Source organism: Cecembia lonarensis LW9, assembly GCF_000298295.1.
Taxonomy (GTDB): domain Bacteria; phylum Bacteroidota; class Bacteroidia; order Cytophagales; family Cyclobacteriaceae; genus Cecembia; species Cecembia lonarensis.
In genome coordinates, this window is record NZ_AMGM01000082.1 from 1 (window position 1) to 16,325 (window position 16,325).

Sequence of the window (16,325 nt, forward strand, 5' to 3'; positions counted from 1 at the left end):
AAAAATGTCCCGCGAACTTTCGCGGGACATTTTTTTTGTAGGTAGGGTTTCTGATTATTCTTCCTCGGGTTCGTGGGGAAGTGTAATCTGACTGATGCTGGTGATAACGGCACCTGCGGTGACCAGGTAACCGGCCACCTGTACCAAGATGGCAGGCAGTGTTACCGGGGCGGTCATCAGTGCAGCCCCCACCCCTGCTACCATCAGGCCTATGTTCCTCAGTTTTTTGAAGAATGGTGGCGTAGGGGCATTCCATCGGTTTTTCAATTCATCGATTGTTTCCATAGCGATCTTATTTTTAATTTTTACATTGATTGAAGAGGTTCTGCACCTCTTTTTACAGTTGCCCTTGCTCGGCTTTCAGCCAGATGCAAAGTTCCCGCAGGTTCATCTGTTCCTTTTTCAGGTCCCTGATGTCCTGCACCAGGAGCTTGAGAAAATATGCGATCAGGGATAGGAGTAAGGAACTTACCCCTCCCAGGATCAGGCCGATAAAACCTTCTGTGATGACCATGGTTTGGGTATGGTCTGGGTTTGAAGGGACCGTATCTCGATGCTTATTTCCTCTCCCTCAGCAGTCCATGCCTCTATTTTATCCATTAACTGGAGAAAGGCCAGTTTGGAGAACCTGCCATTTTCCCTGTAGGCAGTCACCGGAGAAATGCAAAGATTTCTGAAGTGTTGCCCTTGGAATAGGGGAAAGATCCTTCCTTTGATGGCCCTGCCCGGACAGTGGAGCATGAGGTACCAACCTTTACTATCCCTATATGCGAGTTGGAGGAGGTATTCCCCTTCCGGCAGACAGGGAAGCTGGGCCAATTTGGCGGCAGGAGGTTCCAGGGTCCTGCAGAGGGGACGGTTGTCCCTGTACAGGATGCCCCGGGTTTCCTTTTTTCCATACCGCCTGAGCAGTAGGAGCTTCATGGCTTAGCTGTTTTCAGTCTGAATGATGGTGGCAGCATTGTGGATACCATTGTTGATATAGTAATGCTGTCCGTTTACCAGTTGGACGAATTCTACTCCCATGAAGTAGGCTTTATGCGGTTCGCTCAAATCTGCTTTTTGTACTGCCAGATTGATAGGTCCGCTTGCCTGTGTTACCGGCAATTCTTCTGAAGTGTCCATTTCGAGGGCTCTTTCCCCTGTCTGCATGTTGATGGACAGTCCGGCAATGAATACCCGGAAATGCGTAGCACCTTCTGGCACGATAAGGAAATCTGCCGGCAGGAAGGGAGGAATACTTACACCCCATTCCGTAGCGGTATTGACCTGGGCATATTCTACCCTTAGTGTGCTGGATAGGCTGGCCCTTGCGTTCAGCTCAAATCCCTGGAGCAGGCTCCAGTCACCTTCGCTTACTTTTCTTTCTCCGCGGGTGTTGACGGGGTCAGTTCTCAGGATCTGCATCATGATCTTTACCAATCGGGTATAGATTTTGGGATCAGCGATTCTTAGGGTAGCCGGTCTGGCAGTATCCATGAAGAGTTTGGCCGATTTGGCATTTTCGGTAAACTCCTGGATGTTTTCCCGGGTTCTGGCGAATTTGGGATCCGTCATGATCCTGGATTTTGGAATTCCGCCTTTTTCTCTAGCGAAGTAGCCGTCTTTGGTTTTATAGAATAATAGTCCGCCGACTTTACCATTTAGGGTAATTATACTAGTTTGTTTTGCCATGATTTCTATGGTTTTAAGTGAAACATGGTCAAATATGGGTTGAATGAGGGAGTTGGGGAAATGAGTATGCGGATGCTGCGGATACTTCGGATTATGCGGAAAAGGGGGGGATGATGAGTGAAGAGTGCTGAGTGAAGAGTGATGAGTGATGAGTGCTGAGTGCTGAGTGATGAGTGATGAGTGCTGAGTGCTGAGTGTTGAGTGAAGAGTGAAGAGTGAAGAGTGAGGAGTGAAGAGTGAAGAGTGAGGAGTGAATTTCGTGGTTGTCAAGTTGTCAAGTTGTCGTGGTTGGAGCTTGGAAATGGCTAAAGGAAAAAGGGACATTGGGAATTAGGGACATAGAGACTGAGAGATATAGGTAGGAAGGGAAAAGTTTAAGGGTTTAAAGCTTAAAGATTAACCTTAGATTAGATGAAATTTGCCGATTATGGTAGGGTTTAAAATGTGGCTCCGCCACATTTTAAACCCTATCTTTATTTAATGATTTCCGGTGGCCGAGCGAAGCCGAGGCCGAGGAGGGTGAAGAATGTGGAATGAGGAACAGGTTTGGAGCTTGGTAAATTTGGGAGGTTATTTCTATATGGGGTTTAGGACGCGGAAAGCGTCCAATACCGAAGGTTATTTACCCCGGGTACAACCCGGTGGCTGAAGCTAGTTTAAGTCCACGGTCCGCCCAACTCCGGTAGGAGTTGAATTTAACCACCGATGGATGAGGATGAACACACCTTCCAGACGCAGGCTGGGATGGAAAAGCTGCTTTTTTGGTCCACGAATTACACAAATTACACAAATTGGGTTGATTTAAGGATGCTTAGGGATCTTGATGTTTTTCTAAGAAACCCATAAAGGGAAAAAGAATTTGGCGCGGAGCTTACGAATTTCCACTAATTCCGAGCTGTAAATGCTTTCCATTCCTTTTCAATACACGGCTGTAGATAAAGAACAGCCCCAACAGGGGGACTGGCCGTTAATAAAATATCCAGTGGTCCCGATAGTTATCGGGATTTAGGCCAGGGCCAGGATGAAGGGCAGGAAAATAAGACCCAAGGCAAAAGTAAAAAGGCAAAAGGGTTGCAGCTTGGTTGGTTTGGGAGATTGGTTTTATATGGGGATTCGAATTGTGCCAGAGGCACAACCTATTGTTAGCAAAAAAGCAGTAACCATTCCCCTCCGTCCTGTAGGGACGGCCGATGCTGTGGGTTTGGCGAATGTAAATAAGGCAAAAGGAGAGAGAATGATGAGTGAAAAGTAAAGAATGGTGTTTAGTAAGGTTGAATTTTTCATCCTAAGGATTGGGCCCTTTGCGAAAACCATTGTGTCCTCGGCGGTTAAAAAAAAAGAGCTGAAAGCTCAATGAACAGTGGTTCGACAGGCTCACCAACCATGGTTCGACAGGCCAACCAATCATTGTTTGGCAGGCTCACCAACCGTGGTTCGACAAGCTCACCAACCATGGTTCGACAGGCTCACCAACGGTGGTCCCGCGGTGAAACCGCGTGACAACGGGAGCTTGCAAGGTTGATTTTTCATTATAAGGATTGCGACCCTCTGCGAAATCTTTGCGCACATTGCGGTTAAAAAAAATGAGCTAAAAGCTCAAAAACCGTGGTTCGACAGGCTCACCATGGCATTTGATTGACCTTTTTTAGCAATAGATTGTCAGTTTGACAGTATCGCTCTACTTTTCAAGATATGAAAGAAAAATAAATTGAAAGTTTTTAAACAATTATAAACAGAAATGTATGTGTGGCATAGTGGCTTATATAGGACATAGAGAGACCTTACCCATTTTATTGAAGGGGTTGAAGCGTTTGGAATACAGGGGCTATGACTCTGCAGGTGTGGCACTCCTCAATAAGGATGGACTGCAGGTGTATAAGAAAAAGGGGAAGGTAGCTGAATTGGAAGCTTTACTGTCAACTGCTTCCGGACTATCTTCGAGGATTGGAATCGGCCATACCCGGTGGGCTACACATGGGGAGCCTAATGATGAAAATGCACATCCTCATTACTCCGAGTCTGAGTCTATTGCTATGATTCATAATGGTATCATAGAAAATTATGATGTGCTTAAAACAGATCTTATTCATAAAGGCTATCATTTCCAATCTGAAACAGATTCTGAGGTTTTTCTGAAGTTTATTGAGGATATCTACAAAAATAATTTTTGTTCCCTGGAAGAAGCCCTGCGCTTGGCTATGCACAAGGTGGTGGGTGCATATGCGGTGGTGCTGATCAATAGAGAGGAGCCGGATACGATGATTGCTGCCCGTAAGGGATCTCCTTTGGTAATTGGTGTGGGCCAGGGAGAGGAGGAGTATTTTCTTGCCTCGGATGCTACGCCTATCATAGAATATACAGATAAGGTAATCTATCTGGAGGATTTTGAAATTGCTGTGGTCAAAAATGGGCAGCTGCAGATCAGGAATATCGAGAATGTAGCCTCGGATCCGTATATCATTCGTCTGGAAATGGAACTGGAGTCCATTGAAAAGGGCGGCTACGAGCACTTTATGTTGAAGGAGATCCACGAGCAACCCCGTTCCATTGCGGATTGTCTTAGGGGAAGGCTAGATGCGGAAAACCAACGTTTGGTCCTTGGGGGGCTTAGGGAGCATATGGCTACATTTCAGAATGCCAAAAGGATTATCCTTACAGCCTGTGGTACTTCCTGGCATGCCGGTTTGGTCGCAGAATACCTGTTTGAGGAATTTGCCAGAATTCCTACAGAGGTGGAGTATGCCTCGGAATTTCGCTACCGGAATCCTGTGATCCATACAGGGGATTTTGTGATTGCTATTTCCCAATCAGGAGAGACGGCCGATACACTTGCCGCCATCGAGATGGCAAAATCAAAAGGAGCTACCATCTTTGGGGTATGCAACGTAGTGGGGGCATCCATTCCCCGTGCAACCCACGCGGGTTCCTATACCCATGCTGGACCCGAGATTGGGGTTGCTTCTACCAAAGCTTTTACTGCACAGATTACGGTGTTGGGTATGATGGCGATAAAACTAGGTTATGCTTTAGGGACCTTATCCGGTTCCCGTTATAGAGAACTGTTGCTTGCCCTACAGGCCATTCCCCAAAAGGTGGAAAAGGTGCTGGGGCTGAATGAAAAAGTAAAGGAAATCGCAGAGGTATATCAAGGGGCACGGAATTTTCTTTATTTGGGCAGAGGGTATAATTTTCCTGTTGCCTTAGAAGGGGCATTGAAGCTGAAAGAAATTTCCTATATCCATGCCGAAGGCTATCCAGCTGCGGAAATGAAGCATGGTCCAATTGCTTTGATAGATGCTGAGATGCCAGTTGTATTTATTGCCATTCAGGATAGCTCCTATGAAAAGGTAGTCAGCAATATTCAGGAAGTAAAAGCAAGGAAAGGAAAGGTGATCGCCATCGTTACAGAGGGGGATGAACAGGTACGTTCGATGGCTGATCACGTCATTGAAATTCCTCCTGTGGAGGAGGCTTTTTCTCCTTTGGTTGCAGTGGTGCCCTTGCAATTATTGGCGTATCATATTGCAGTATTGAGGGGGTGTGATGTAGACCAACCTAGAAACTTGGCTAAATCGGTGACTGTGGAGTGATGAGTAGAGGAATTTGGGAAGGGGGATTTTGGAAGTGGGATTTCGGAGGGCGGATGTTGGAATGAAACCATTAAGGAGTTAAGGGAGTAAGGAATTTCATTAAGGAAATTGCTTGAAATAGTGACAAAACAACCCCGATAGGTGTATGAATGTTAACGGTTAAGTGTTAAAAGTTAATGGTTAACGGTTAACAACTGAACAAAAGAAAGAGCCAAGTGGGAGGAGAAAGTAGAATGATGAATGAAGAGTGAAGAATGGGTTTAAGAGCCAAGGCAAAAGTAAAAAGGAAAAAGGGTTGGAGCTTGGTTGGTTTGGGAGATTGGTTTTATATGGGGATTCGAATTGTGCCAGAGGCACAACCTATTGTTAGCAAAAAAGCAGTAACCATTCCCCTCCGTCCTGTAGGGGGACTGAGCGTTAAGAAAATATCCCTTTGGATCCCCGAAAGTTTTCGGGGTAGCTCAGAGCCAGGATGCAGGGTGGGAATATGAGAAAAAGCCAAGGCAAAATAGAAAGGCAAAAGGAGAGAGAATGATGAATGAAAAGTAAAGAATGAGGTGAGAAAAGTCGGATTTCGAAAGTCAGATTTCGGAAATGATTTACAGCTGATTAGATCACTTTCTTTAAAAAATGAGCTGAAAGCTCAATCACCAATGGTTCGACAGGCTCACCAACCGTGGTCCTGCGGTGCAACCGTGTGAAAACAGGGATGTTAATGGTTAAGTGTTAAAAGTTAATGGTTAACAGTTAACAATTTAACGCTTAACATTTAACCTTGAACAATTGATCCCTCCGGAATTCTTCGGAGCAAGCTTTAACCCTTAACATTTAACAACAAAAAAGTTTGGCAACCTCTAATGATCCGACCTTGAACAATTGAACACTGAACAACAAATCCCTTATCCACTTCCCATTCCTGCTTTTCATTTACAAATTAGGTCATACTTTTTGATCTAAGTGAACAATTTTTCAAAATTGACATAGCTAATCTGGCTGATAATTTAACGTTGGTCTATTTAATTAAAATAAGGAGGTTCGATAGGGTCTCTTTATTTTTTATTTGCAATATCTGACTATTCGGAATGTTACACGTATCAATTGGAGGGCCTCGGCAAGCTCGGCCACCGGGACTTAAATAAATATGGGGGGGAGGGAAGAAATGCGGCAAAGCCGCATTTCTTCCCTCCCCCAATTTTCCAAACCTAAACTCCGTTCCCCGAGCTTGCCGAGGGGCTCTTCAACCAAATATAATTCTACTACGTGTAAGATTAAGGATACTCAGATTGCAATAGGTTAAAATAATCAAAAGCTAACTAATATTTAAATTTATACGTCTGATTTTTTGAAATTATAAACATAATAGTTGATTAGTGATAAAGTAAGGGAGCAGTTTTTGACTGCTCCTTTCTTTTTTACCTACCAGTCATTTACTATTTCTTACAAGAGTCGCACAAGTCTATGATTAAAAGGTAATATTCCCAATGAAAATCATATTTAATTTAATTATGCTGCGTAAGATTTTATCTTTCTTCGGTAAAAAGAAACTCTCCACTGATAAACCCAAATTCAGTCTGGAAAATGCATTTGAGCTTGACCCAATAGATTTTGTACAAGAGTTTTGTTATAAGTTTAAAAGGTTAGACGCCGATAATTGGATTGTGCAGCATGATTTACCTTCTAATTTTTTTCAAAGGGTTTTTCGGAGTCATCTGAAAGGGATTCCTGTGCAGGTGGATTTGGTTTGGAATGCGGAAAAATTTATCATTGAGCGTTCCTTGGGTATTTTTGAAGGGGAATATGCGGAATTCTTCAAGATAATACACACTGGCGAAAGCATATTGACTTTGGTTAGACTGAAGGATTATGGAGAATGCTTTTCTGATTGGAAATACAACCTGGAGCGCATCAATCCTGTACTTCAGCTTTGTTCGGAAAATCCTATTGCTTTTATCCAAACGCGCTGTGGTAAGGGTTTAATGTTGGAAAGATTTGGACATACGCAGATTTGGATGGTTGAAGATTGGGCAAAAATTGAAAAAACTATCCTGAAAATTAAAAGTTTTTATTAGGATTTTTAATCCTTTGTTTTGATGATTTAGTAAAGGGGATCCCTATGTGAAATTTTTGCGATCTAGCATAATTATTTTTATCCCAATTTTAATTTCGAGGTGCCTTCTGACTGTTTATTTACATAAAACTACATAACTAAAAAGAAGGTCTTCAAAAGCCGTCGCAGGCATATCTATAATTTTTAAATTCATGCTTAATAAGAAAAATATTAATTGTTTGAATATGAAAAGTGTGAATATTGAACGTATCCCAAGCGTTATAGAAACCAATTCTTCAAATTTAAGATTTGTAGCAGGTGATTTTATTCGGGGCCTAAAAATATTTGATGATAAAAAGGCTTACATCGTTGGTCAGTTGGCTTTGAATGAAGGTGTTTCCCCACATCGAAATATCAATGGAGAACCTTCAGAAAAAGATTATCAATTACTTTTTAAAGCCGCCATGTTAATTGGTGTTCAAAAAATTGGTAATCCAATGAATATTACCATTGGTTTCCCTTTTTCTACTTTTCAGTTGTACAAGGAAATATCCCAAACGCTTTTTTTAAAGCAACATAATATTGAATTTGATACAGCACCTTATTCAGGAGGAGGTGTCAAAAGTTTTATTGCAGAAGTTGAGAGTTTATCGGTTATGCCGGAAGCTATTGGCTGTTCCCTTGCCCTGAGGAGTCACGAAAATGTAAAGGGTAACTTTTTTGTGATCAGTTTAGGCTATGGAACCTGTGAAGGGATATTCAGTACTGAGTCGGGCTTAGTCCAGCGTTCTTCCTTATCGACTTTTGGAATAAGGTATGCAGTTAAGCTAATGGAAACAGAATTAATGAAAAGATTCTATTTGGATTTGAAAAACGAGCATCAAATTGATGCAGCCTTTAGGAATGGTTTTATTTTTTTAAATCGAAAGAGGGTAGATGTAAAAGATTTAAGGGATTCTGTTTTAAAACAATATTATGCCGACGTAGTTTCTCCCAGCCTAAGAAAAGCATTTGACGACAATGATTTTGCCAGAGCAAACGGAATGTTTTTAGCAGGTGGTGGCGCTATGTATGAAACCTTAGTAGAAGAATTCAAAAAAGAGTTTGAGGGCATCACTGATGTGAAGGTTTCGGATAATGCCCAAAACTTGGCTTCAATCGGATATTGTTATAACAGTTTGGCACAGAACGGGGGGGATTCTTCGAAGGCATTAGGTCTGGATATAGGCAATTCTTCCACGGTCATATGCACTTTTAATACTGCATCAAATTAATTCATCATGTCTAAAGTTAAAAATTATCTATCACCAGTAACTATTTTATCTAAGACATTGAAGTTAGAAGGCGATCTAAATTCTGAATCAGATGTAAGAATTGAAGGTGAACTAATTGGATCCGTAGCAACGCTAGGAAAAGTTGTCATTGATCGGAGTGGTATTGTGAAGGGAAATCTATCCTGTAAGGATCTAGAAATGCATGGGGTGGTAGAAGGATTGATATCTGTGGATGAACATGCCTTCTTTGGTCAGTATTCTAAATTTGAAGGAAGAGTTGAAAGTAATTCAATTGAAATCCAAACCGGAGCTTCGTTTTTTGGAAAAATAAATTCCAGTGAAGGGAAGTCGAAGGATAGTAATTTTAATGAAGAATTTGAGGAGTTATCAAAATCCCACATACCTAAGAGTGTAATCATTCCTATAAAGCAAAGGATATCTTCTCATACTAATAAAACTTTAAATGGTAAAAATGAAAATACTATCCCTGACCTATTTAAAAACCAATCAGGAGAAGTTTGGTAGTCTTAAAAGTCTATACTAGTCAATGCCGAAACATTTTTGAATTTAATATTCAAATGTCGAACATTTACCCTTTGGTGTGTTTGATTTACTTAAAACAAATTTACTCTGCCAAATAATCTAACTTTAATTAATCATCAATCTCAAACTCAAATGATATGAACAAAAACGGAATGTTATATTCGAAAATGCTTTGGGCTATAAGTCTCATAGCTGTCTTCTTTTTCTTTATGAGATGCAACAGTAAAGATTTAGAATTTATTCAGCCCTATCAATTTATTGTTGCTGATTTTGAGGATACTCCCAATTTGGAGGAAGTAATAGAGGAGGAACCTGAAGTAGAGGAGGCTGTCGAGGCAACAGTGGTTGTACCAGAAGCTCCGTCTGCAATCATTAATGACTTAGAAAACGCAGAATCGGATGAGGATGTGGACAGAGAATCAGTAGAAGTTCTTACGAAAGTAACAGACTTTGTAGAGACTGAGGTAGAAGATGAAGAAAAACAAGCTGCTGTCTCAACTGCTGTTGATAACATTACGGAAGAATCCGTTGAGGAATTCCTGCAAGAAGATGCTGAGGTAGATGAAGATATTCTAGCTGTAGCTATCGGTGCTGCTGAATCAGTTGACTTAGGCGATTTATTTCCAGATTTAGATCTTCCAGACTTGCCTGATGATGTAGATCTTGGGGAAGAAGGCAGGTTTGAATTTGATGCTATTTCAGAAATCGAGTTTGATTTAGAGCAATTTAGGGTGAATACCCTTGTAGGGCCTTGCGCTGATGCGGCTAGAAATGCCTTTGATGTTGCTCTGTCCAATCTAAATACCCAAAGAGACAATAATTTGAATACGGTCACGCAGAACTTTAATAGAAGAGTAACAGACGCAAACGATCGGTTGACTTCTAGAAATCAAGTTGCACTTACAAATTTTAGAAATGGTCTTCGTGGTTTAAATGAATTTATAGTTAGTAACCTTAGGGCAGCTTCTTCTATTGAGAGATTCAATCCTAGGCTTGCAAGGAATCTAAGAAATTTTACAGTTCTATATATGCATTACTTTAGGTTTATATTGGATAGACAATATCGTTTTAATCTTGAAAGTATTCAGCGGCAAAGAAATATTGAGGTTGCAAATGCGCAAGTGTTGAGAAACAACTCAATCAGTTCGATAAATGCCAGTTATAATGCTGCTGTAACTTCATTAAATAATACCTTAAGTAATGCGCTCAACAATTGTCACAATCAGGGTACAGGGAACTAAATTGAACTACTATGAAAACTTATAATAAAGTACTTATTCTATTGGCCTGTTTTTCATTGTTATCAACAGGACTTACAGCCCAGGTCCAATTGTCCAAATTTGGTGTTTCCTTATCGCAGTGGACCAGAAATTATTCAGAATTCGATGAACGTTTTTTCTTTACTACTCCTCCTTCTGAGCAAGGTGGTTATACTGCTTCTAGTATCATGCCTTCTATTTTTGCCGAGGTCTCTATTTATAAGGGTATCTCTTTGGAGGGAAGAATTGGTAGTTGGTCGAGAACTTACACTGATATTTCGAGTTTCGGAAATCTTACGATACAGGAGAGTTTAAAACAGCGTGTAATACCTGCAAGTTTATCTGTTCTGTATAATTACAGTTTTCTTGATAACTTTAATGCTTACGCCGGTTTGGGTGTTACTAGGTATTTTATACAACATGAGGTATTAAGGCTGGTTCCTGATGGTTCTGGCTCTGTGGCTCCCCAAGAATTTTCAGGCAATAATTATGGCATCAATTATATGATCGGTGTTGAATATTATTTCAATGAGAAAATAGGAGTTGGTTTAGAGGGTAGGTTCCATAATGGGGCTTACAACAAAAGTTTTGTTCCTGAATTTGGAGCCAATTCAGTGACGAGGACCATAGACCTGAAGGGCTTGGAAATTGGTATATCGTTAAGATACAGGTTATTTTCCTCTTCTAGTTCGGAAGATTAGTTTTCATTATTTTAATTGATATCCATATCAAATATGAATCGCAATATTGTAAAAATTTTTATCAATGTTGCGATTCTTTTTTTATTATTTAATAGTCATTTAGGCTTCGGGCAAGTCAATGTTCTAGGAAGACCTGGTCATGTTATGACGCCTTCAGCTGATTGGACAGATGAAAATAATTTTGGGTTAAATGTTTCCTATCTTCCTGAAAACCATGCTATTAATTTCTTTATGGGCGATTATTTTAGGGAAATCATTTATGGTTTTAGGCTGGGTTTTACTGATTTTTTAGAATTAAATTTTAACATTACTTATTTGCCGGATCGTGATAGAATTGGAATAGGTGATAGACATGCCGATGTTCGTTTGAGGATATTAAAGGAAAATGAAAAGTTTCCTGCCCTTGTCCTTATTCTAACTCCGCCAGGTTCTGCTGCTAATTTTCTGAGTCATAATGCATTGGTTGCTACCAAACATTTTGATGTTGGTATTGGTGATTTTTCTTTTACGCTTGGTTACAGTTTGCCATATATGTTTGAAGTTTCAAGAGGAATTGGTTCAAATTTATTGGGAGATAGGTCTTTGGCTTTGGTAAGTAAAAAGGATTTAAATATTCGTTACCTAAACGGCCTTTTTTCAGCCTTCGTTTGGACGCCATATTCTTGGTTGGGAATTATGGGTGAATATGATGGATCTGCCCTCAACGGTGGTTTGTTTTTAAAATACAAAGAGCTTGCAGTGATTCAGTTAAATGCCTACAGTTTTCGTGAAATTGGTGGAAGTTTTGGGTTGTCTTTTCCTTTGAATTTTGATATGAAAGAACTTAGGAAGTATGAAAAAAGGTGATTTAGCAGTTTTAATATTTGCTTTTTTTATGTTTTCAATACCTGTTTTTTCGCAGGAAAGCCTTGAACAAAAACTTTTTGACCAAGGTTTTGAACAAATAATAATTTATGATTCTGGAGATACCCTTCAAGTATTCTTTGAGCACCGGCTGTTTCGAAATCCCCGTCAGAGTATGGAGTTTGCCAGTAAGATTATTGGGGAATTAGAAGGAAAAGTACTGGTTTTTGTTCCTGTTTATCACAATGTTCCTGTAGCTAAGTATAATTCATCTAATTTTGCCTATTCAAAACTTAGCTCAAATGATTTGGGTTTGTGGAATAATCAGGGCAATAGAATTGGAAATTACCGTTTTCATGCCCGTGTTAGTCCCGATTTTTCTGCAAGATTTGGGAAGTTTGATGATCCATTTCAGAATAAAACAAATTTAATATTAGATACAAGAATTTATCTTTTCTCGGGTTTAAGTCTTCATACTGGAATTTTATTTCCCCTTAATAATAATTTAGATGCCCAGGAAATGAATATTAGGCTGTCCCCTTCTCATTTGCATTTATTTAAAACATTTTCCAATTACCATTTTCTTTCCATAAAAGGCGGGTTGTTCTTTTTTGATCGTTATGGGTTAGATATTCAATATAGATATATGCCTTTTTCTAGTCCTTTAAGTGTTGGTTTTGAAAGTTCAGTTACCGGCTTTTATTTTTTCCCAAAAGAGGGGCTATATATTAGCGGTATTGATGATTTAAGTTTGCTGATTGACATTGAGTATCGGTTAAATTTTATTCCTAATGTATCAGTAGGCTTGACCTTTGGTCAATTTTTATTTAGAGATAGAGGTATGAGATTTGATTTGTTGAGGCAGTATGGGAATGTAGATTTTGGTTTTTTTGCTGCTATTACGGGAAGTGGTAGAAATTTTGGTTTTCAATTTGCTTTTCCTTTGTTTCCAGGTAAGTTATTTAGGACAAATAATGTTGAAATTAGGACTACAGAAGAATTTCGATGGGAGTATAGTTACAATAATGAGGATGTAGTAGCCCGAAGGTTTAGACTAGGGACACCAAGGCTGAAGGATGTAATCAGGCAATATCATCCTTCTTTTATTAATCATTAATCACTCAGAATAAATCTTATACGCAATAAGAACTGTTATAGAGGATTAAGTTTTTTATGTATATCTGCTATTTTATCTCCATATACGTTCTAAAATTAATGGTTGAATAGAATGAAGGGTTCATGAGGGTGGGTATTTCAGTTTAATTTAGTTTGTTTACAAGGGGTATAAAAAATATTTGTAGTTGATTTACAAAAACCAACTAAATTAAGAAATTAGTAACTACTTTTTCTCTAAGTCCGGCTCTTCGGTCGTACCTTTCTAAAGGTTGATTAAAATTTAATTCCTACAATATTTTTAAATAAAGTTATGATTATTAAATCACTACGGATAAAAATACAACTTGCAAAGCTTATATCGAGATTTCCGTATCTACCAGTGAGCGCCGTTTTGTTATTGGACTTATTTCTAGTTTCATTTGTTTTTGGCATTGTTGGTTATTTACTTTCAGTTTCCGGAGGCTTATCGTTGGATGAGGGCCGCCTGTATATCGCCTTTTTAATGTTTTTATGCCCATTGGTTTACGGGATGTACCTGAATAAAACCTATTTGGCTTTCGTTAGGTATACGGATATCTTTGAGGTATTTAAATTATTTAAAACTTTTGTTTTAGCATCCTTCTTTTTTGTTTTTTTACACCTATTACTTAACTCTATCGGAAAGTCCCTGATGGAAGGAGGAGTATGGATTTGGTTTACCATTGCCTCTCCCATGGCATTTACCTTGTTGATTTTGTATAGATTGATAGTACGTGAGGTTTTTGCAAGGTTACATCTTAATATAAGACCCGTCAGGAAAGTTTTGATTTTTGGCGCGGGCTTAAGTGGTTCCATGTTGGGCAAGTTGCTCCTAGAGAACCGTAATTTCAAGTACGAAGTAAAGGGTTTTGTGGATGATGACCCGGCCAAAGATGGCAAGCATTTGCATGGGATTAAAATCTATAGGGGTGACTCAAAACTTCAAGAACTTTTTCAAGCGCATGAGGTTAATGAGTTAATTATTTCGGCACCAAGTTTAAATAACCGGAGGAAAAAAGAAATTTTTGATATAGCCTACCAATACAAAGTCAAAGTGAGCCTGGTTCCCAAATTTGAAGATTGGAGAAATAGCCAATTGGATATCAAAGAGCTTCGGCGTGTAAGTGTAGAAGAACTTTTGGGAAGGGATCCTATAGTATTAAACCAAAAGCATTTGACCGACAATTTTAGTGGGAAGATTATTCTGGTGACTGGGGCAGGAGGGTCTATCGGTAGTGAACTGTGTAGGCAGCTTGTGAAATATGATATACAAAAAATCATCTTGTTGGATATGGCTGAGTCAGCCCTTTATGACATACAGCAAGAATTGTTAAGGGGATTTCCTTCGGATCGGATAGAAGCAGTATTAGCCGATGTCAGAGAAAGGGAGGAAATTTTTCAAATCTTTGGAAAATATCAGCCCGACCTGGTTTTTCACGCGGCAGCATATAAGCATGTTCCTTTGATGGAAGCTTTTCCGAAATTGGCTATACGAACCAATGTGCTTGGCACTAAAAATTTGGCCGATGCATCCGTGAAGTATGGTGTGAAAAAATTTGTCATGGTAAGTACAGACAAGGCTGTCAATCCCACCAATGTTATGGGAGCTTCAAAAAGGACTGCGGAGGTATATGTTCAGTCTTTATTTTTTGACCGTCTGAAAAAAGGTTGCTATACTCCCCAATTCATTACCACCCGATTTGGAAATGTTTTGGGTTCTAACGGTTCCGTGATTCCCCTATTTTTAAAACAGATTGAAGCCGGAGGGCCTGTTACAGTTACCCATAAAGATATTGAGCGGTATTTTATGACTATTCCAGAAGCCTGCAATCTTGTCACTGAAGCTGCATCTATGGGAAAAGGTGGTGAAATTTATGTTTTTGATATGGGAATTCCAGTTAAAATCTATGATTTGGCAGAAAAGATGATCGTATTGTCCGGTAAGATACCACATCAAGATGTAGTCATCAAGGTGACAGGTCTTAGAAAAGGAGAAAAATTATATGAGGAACTAATTGGTAATGGTGAAAATTTACTTCCAACGCATCATGAAAAGATTCAAATCGTGGAATCAAAGTTGTTTGATCATGAAGAAATAAAACAAGAGATCAATAATGTTCAGGTAGAATTAAATGGGGGCATGGATAATTATTATTTGGTAGGCTGTTTAAAGCGTCTGTTACCTGAATTCAAAAGTTCCTTTTCTGAATTCCAAATACTAGACTGTGCTGAGGAGAAGAAGAAATCAAATATCGGCTCTATCTACTCCTGATTTAAAAAGTGCTAAACAGGATATTTTTTATCTGAGTAATCCAGTAGCGAGTCTAGGTGGATTTTATCCTATAATCAGGAGTTTAATTTATGCTTAACATATTTTTTAGATCTTTATAAAGCCCCCTTCTTATGGGAATGATATATTTTCCAATACATATCTCTTTAGAATTGATGGAATGAACTTTATCAATATTGATTAGGTAGGACTTATGGACCCGAAGAAACTTGTTGCTGCTTAGGTTCAACCCAATGTCTTTCAAAATATCCCTCATCATATAACTTCTTCCTTCTGTGAAGACTTTAGTGTATAAGCCGTCTGCTTTCAGAAACATAATCTCTTCCTCCGGTACTGGCACGATGTATCCTTTATCCCTTATTTTCAAGGTTGGTTTATTTTTCTTTTTATCTGCATTGGATTGAAATTCTTTTATTGCAAGATAGATAGAGGATGTAAGTCTTTCGCTAGTAAAAGGTTTTAATAGATATCCCTCATATAAAACCTGACTAATTCGGTCTAAAATTCCCTTGTCTGAATAAGCCGTCACAAATACAATAGGTATATCATACTTGTCCCTCAATATGTATGTCAGGTCTATGCCATCCAAATCTCCCTCTAATAAAATATCCATCAGAATAATATCAGGAAGCGTTTTATTGTTCTCTAAATGCTCAATAACTTCTTGTGCTGTTGGGAAAATCCCAATTACTTCATAATTAAATAGCTCTAATATCTCCTTTACATTTAAGGCCAGGTTTTTTTCATCTTCTACAATGAGAACCCGTGTTTTTTTATTGTTCATTTATTTTTTAATTAATCTTAAAAGATTGAAAAGTTCGTTTTTCCTTCCTTCACTAATTTAAATGCTTGCTGCATGTGATAAAATACATTTTTTTGACAGCTTTTGTTTTGGTCGCGTGAAATGATAAATTTCTTTAATAGTTTTTCAGTATAATTTATTTTTCATTTCATCAAATTTAATTTTTTA

The 16,325-nt window shown here is 39.1% G+C and carries 15 protein-coding genes; 10 read left to right on the plus strand and 5 right to left on the minus strand.

Annotation, left to right across the window (positions count from 1 at the left end):
- Positions 1-54: 54 nt before the first annotated feature.
- Genes B879_RS17235 through B879_RS17250 form a run of 4 tightly spaced genes read right to left on the minus strand, consistent with a single transcriptional unit; the run spans position 55 to position 1,674 of the window.
- Positions 55-285, minus strand: a complete 231-nt coding sequence (locus B879_RS17235) for a hypothetical protein (protein WP_009186499.1) — start codon at positions 283-285, stop codon at positions 55-57.
- Positions 286-337: 52 nt separating this feature from the next.
- Positions 338-514, minus strand: a complete 177-nt coding sequence (locus B879_RS22890; protein WP_169314513.1) for a hypothetical protein — start codon at positions 512-514, stop codon at positions 338-340.
- Positions 484-924 carry a DUF5675 family protein gene (locus B879_RS17245; protein WP_009186500.1) on the minus strand — a complete coding sequence of 147 codons (441 nt, stop codon included), beginning with the start codon at positions 922-924 and terminating at the stop codon, positions 484-486. Before B879_RS17245 ends, B879_RS22890 begins: the two co-directional genes overlap by 31 nt.
- Positions 925-927: 3 nt before the next feature.
- On the minus strand, positions 928-1,674 hold the full coding sequence (locus B879_RS17250; RefSeq protein WP_009186501.1) for a hypothetical protein: 747 nt from the start codon (positions 1,672-1,674) through the stop codon (positions 928-930).
- A gap of 1,021 nt (positions 1,675-2,695) precedes the next feature.
- Between B879_RS17250 and B879_RS17255 the strand changes: the two genes are divergently transcribed.
- The 10 genes from B879_RS17255 (at position 2,696) to B879_RS17305 (ending at position 15,337) form a co-directional block, all read left to right on the plus strand.
- The gene (locus tag B879_RS17255; protein WP_040401017.1) at positions 2,696-2,926 is read left to right on the plus strand and encodes a hypothetical protein; all 231 of its coding nucleotides are present in this window, start codon (positions 2,696-2,698) and stop codon (positions 2,924-2,926) included.
- Between the two features lie 490 nt (positions 2,927-3,416).
- Positions 3,417-5,264, plus strand: a complete 1,848-nt coding sequence (glmS, locus tag B879_RS17260) for a glutamine--fructose-6-phosphate transaminase (isomerizing) (protein ID WP_009186503.1) — start codon at positions 3,417-3,419, stop codon at positions 5,262-5,264.
- A gap of 1,481 nt (positions 5,265-6,745) precedes the next feature.
- Positions 6,746-7,333 carry a hypothetical protein gene (locus B879_RS17270; protein WP_009186504.1) on the plus strand — a complete coding sequence of 196 codons (588 nt, stop codon included), beginning with the start codon at positions 6,746-6,748 and terminating at the stop codon, positions 7,331-7,333.
- Between the two features lie 223 nt (positions 7,334-7,556).
- Positions 7,557-8,585, plus strand: coding sequence for a ParM/StbA family protein (locus B879_RS17275; RefSeq protein WP_009186505.1), 1,029 nt, complete (start codon positions 7,557-7,559; stop codon positions 8,583-8,585).
- Positions 8,586-8,591: 6 nt separating this feature from the next.
- Positions 8,592-9,110: a bactofilin family protein gene (locus tag B879_RS17280; RefSeq protein WP_009186506.1), complete on the plus strand. Its 519-nt coding sequence runs from the start codon at positions 8,592-8,594 to the stop codon at positions 9,108-9,110.
- A 155-nt stretch (positions 9,111-9,265) separates the two neighbouring features.
- The gene (locus B879_RS17285) at positions 9,266-10,369 is read left to right on the plus strand and encodes a hypothetical protein (RefSeq protein WP_157231677.1); all 1,104 of its coding nucleotides are present in this window, start codon (positions 9,266-9,268) and stop codon (positions 10,367-10,369) included.
- 11 nt (positions 10,370-10,380) lie between these two features.
- Positions 10,381-11,088: an outer membrane beta-barrel protein gene (locus B879_RS17290; protein WP_009186508.1), complete on the plus strand. Its 708-nt coding sequence runs from the start codon at positions 10,381-10,383 to the stop codon at positions 11,086-11,088.
- A gap of 15 nt (positions 11,089-11,103) precedes the next feature.
- Positions 11,104-11,934 (plus strand): YjbH domain-containing protein, encoded by an 831-nt coding sequence (locus B879_RS17295; RefSeq protein ID WP_157231679.1) that lies wholly within the window; start codon positions 11,104-11,106, stop codon positions 11,932-11,934.
- Positions 11,921-13,048, plus strand: a complete 1,128-nt coding sequence (locus B879_RS17300) for a YjbH domain-containing protein (RefSeq protein WP_009186510.1) — start codon at positions 11,921-11,923, stop codon at positions 13,046-13,048. The genes B879_RS17295 and B879_RS17300 overlap by 14 nt, the downstream gene beginning before the upstream one ends.
- Positions 13,049-13,426: 378 nt before the next feature.
- Positions 13,427-15,337: a polysaccharide biosynthesis protein gene (locus tag B879_RS17305; RefSeq protein ID WP_162136893.1), complete on the plus strand. Its 1,911-nt coding sequence runs from the start codon at positions 13,427-13,429 to the stop codon at positions 15,335-15,337.
- Positions 15,338-15,419: 82 nt separating this feature from the next.
- On the opposite strand, the gene B879_RS17310 is transcribed toward B879_RS17305, so the two are convergent.
- Positions 15,420-16,139, minus strand: coding sequence for a LytR/AlgR family response regulator transcription factor (locus B879_RS17310; protein ID WP_009186512.1), 720 nt, complete (start codon positions 16,137-16,139; stop codon positions 15,420-15,422).
- Positions 16,140-16,325: the final 186 nt, after the last annotated feature.

What these genes read in the sequence shown, in the direction of transcription:
- B879_RS17235 (WP_009186499.1), bottom strand. Translation starts at nt 285, where the DNA reads ATGGAAACAATCGATGAATTGAAAAACCGATGGAATGCCCCTACGCCA.
- B879_RS22890 (WP_169314513.1), bottom strand. Translation starts at nt 514, where the DNA reads ATGGTCATCACAGAAGGTTTTATCGGCCTGATCCTGGGAGGGGTAAGT.
- B879_RS17245 (WP_009186500.1), bottom strand. Translation starts at nt 924, where the DNA reads ATGAAGCTCCTACTGCTCAGGCGGTATGGAAAAAAGGAAACCCGGGGC.
- B879_RS17250 (WP_009186501.1), bottom strand. Translation starts at nt 1,674, where the DNA reads ATGGCAAAACAAACTAGTATAATTACCCTAAATGGTAAAGTCGGCGGA.
- B879_RS17255 (WP_040401017.1), top strand. Translation starts at nt 2,696, where the DNA reads ATGAAGGGCAGGAAAATAAGACCCAAGGCAAAAGTAAAAAGGCAAAAG.
- glmS (WP_009186503.1), top strand. Translation starts at nt 3,417, where the DNA reads ATGTGTGGCATAGTGGCTTATATAGGACATAGAGAGACCTTACCCATT.
- B879_RS17270 (WP_009186504.1), top strand. Translation starts at nt 6,746, where the DNA reads ATGAAAATCATATTTAATTTAATTATGCTGCGTAAGATTTTATCTTTC.
- B879_RS17275 (WP_009186505.1), top strand. Translation starts at nt 7,557, where the DNA reads ATGAAAAGTGTGAATATTGAACGTATCCCAAGCGTTATAGAAACCAAT.
- B879_RS17280 (WP_009186506.1), top strand. Translation starts at nt 8,592, where the DNA reads ATGTCTAAAGTTAAAAATTATCTATCACCAGTAACTATTTTATCTAAG.
- B879_RS17285 (WP_157231677.1), top strand. Translation starts at nt 9,266, where the DNA reads ATGAACAAAAACGGAATGTTATATTCGAAAATGCTTTGGGCTATAAGT.
- B879_RS17290 (WP_009186508.1), top strand. Translation starts at nt 10,381, where the DNA reads ATGAAAACTTATAATAAAGTACTTATTCTATTGGCCTGTTTTTCATTG.
- B879_RS17300 (WP_009186510.1), top strand. Translation starts at nt 11,921, where the DNA reads ATGAAAAAAGGTGATTTAGCAGTTTTAATATTTGCTTTTTTTATGTTT.
- B879_RS17310 (WP_009186512.1), bottom strand. Translation starts at nt 16,139, where the DNA reads ATGAACAATAAAAAAACACGGGTTCTCATTGTAGAAGATGAAAAAAAC.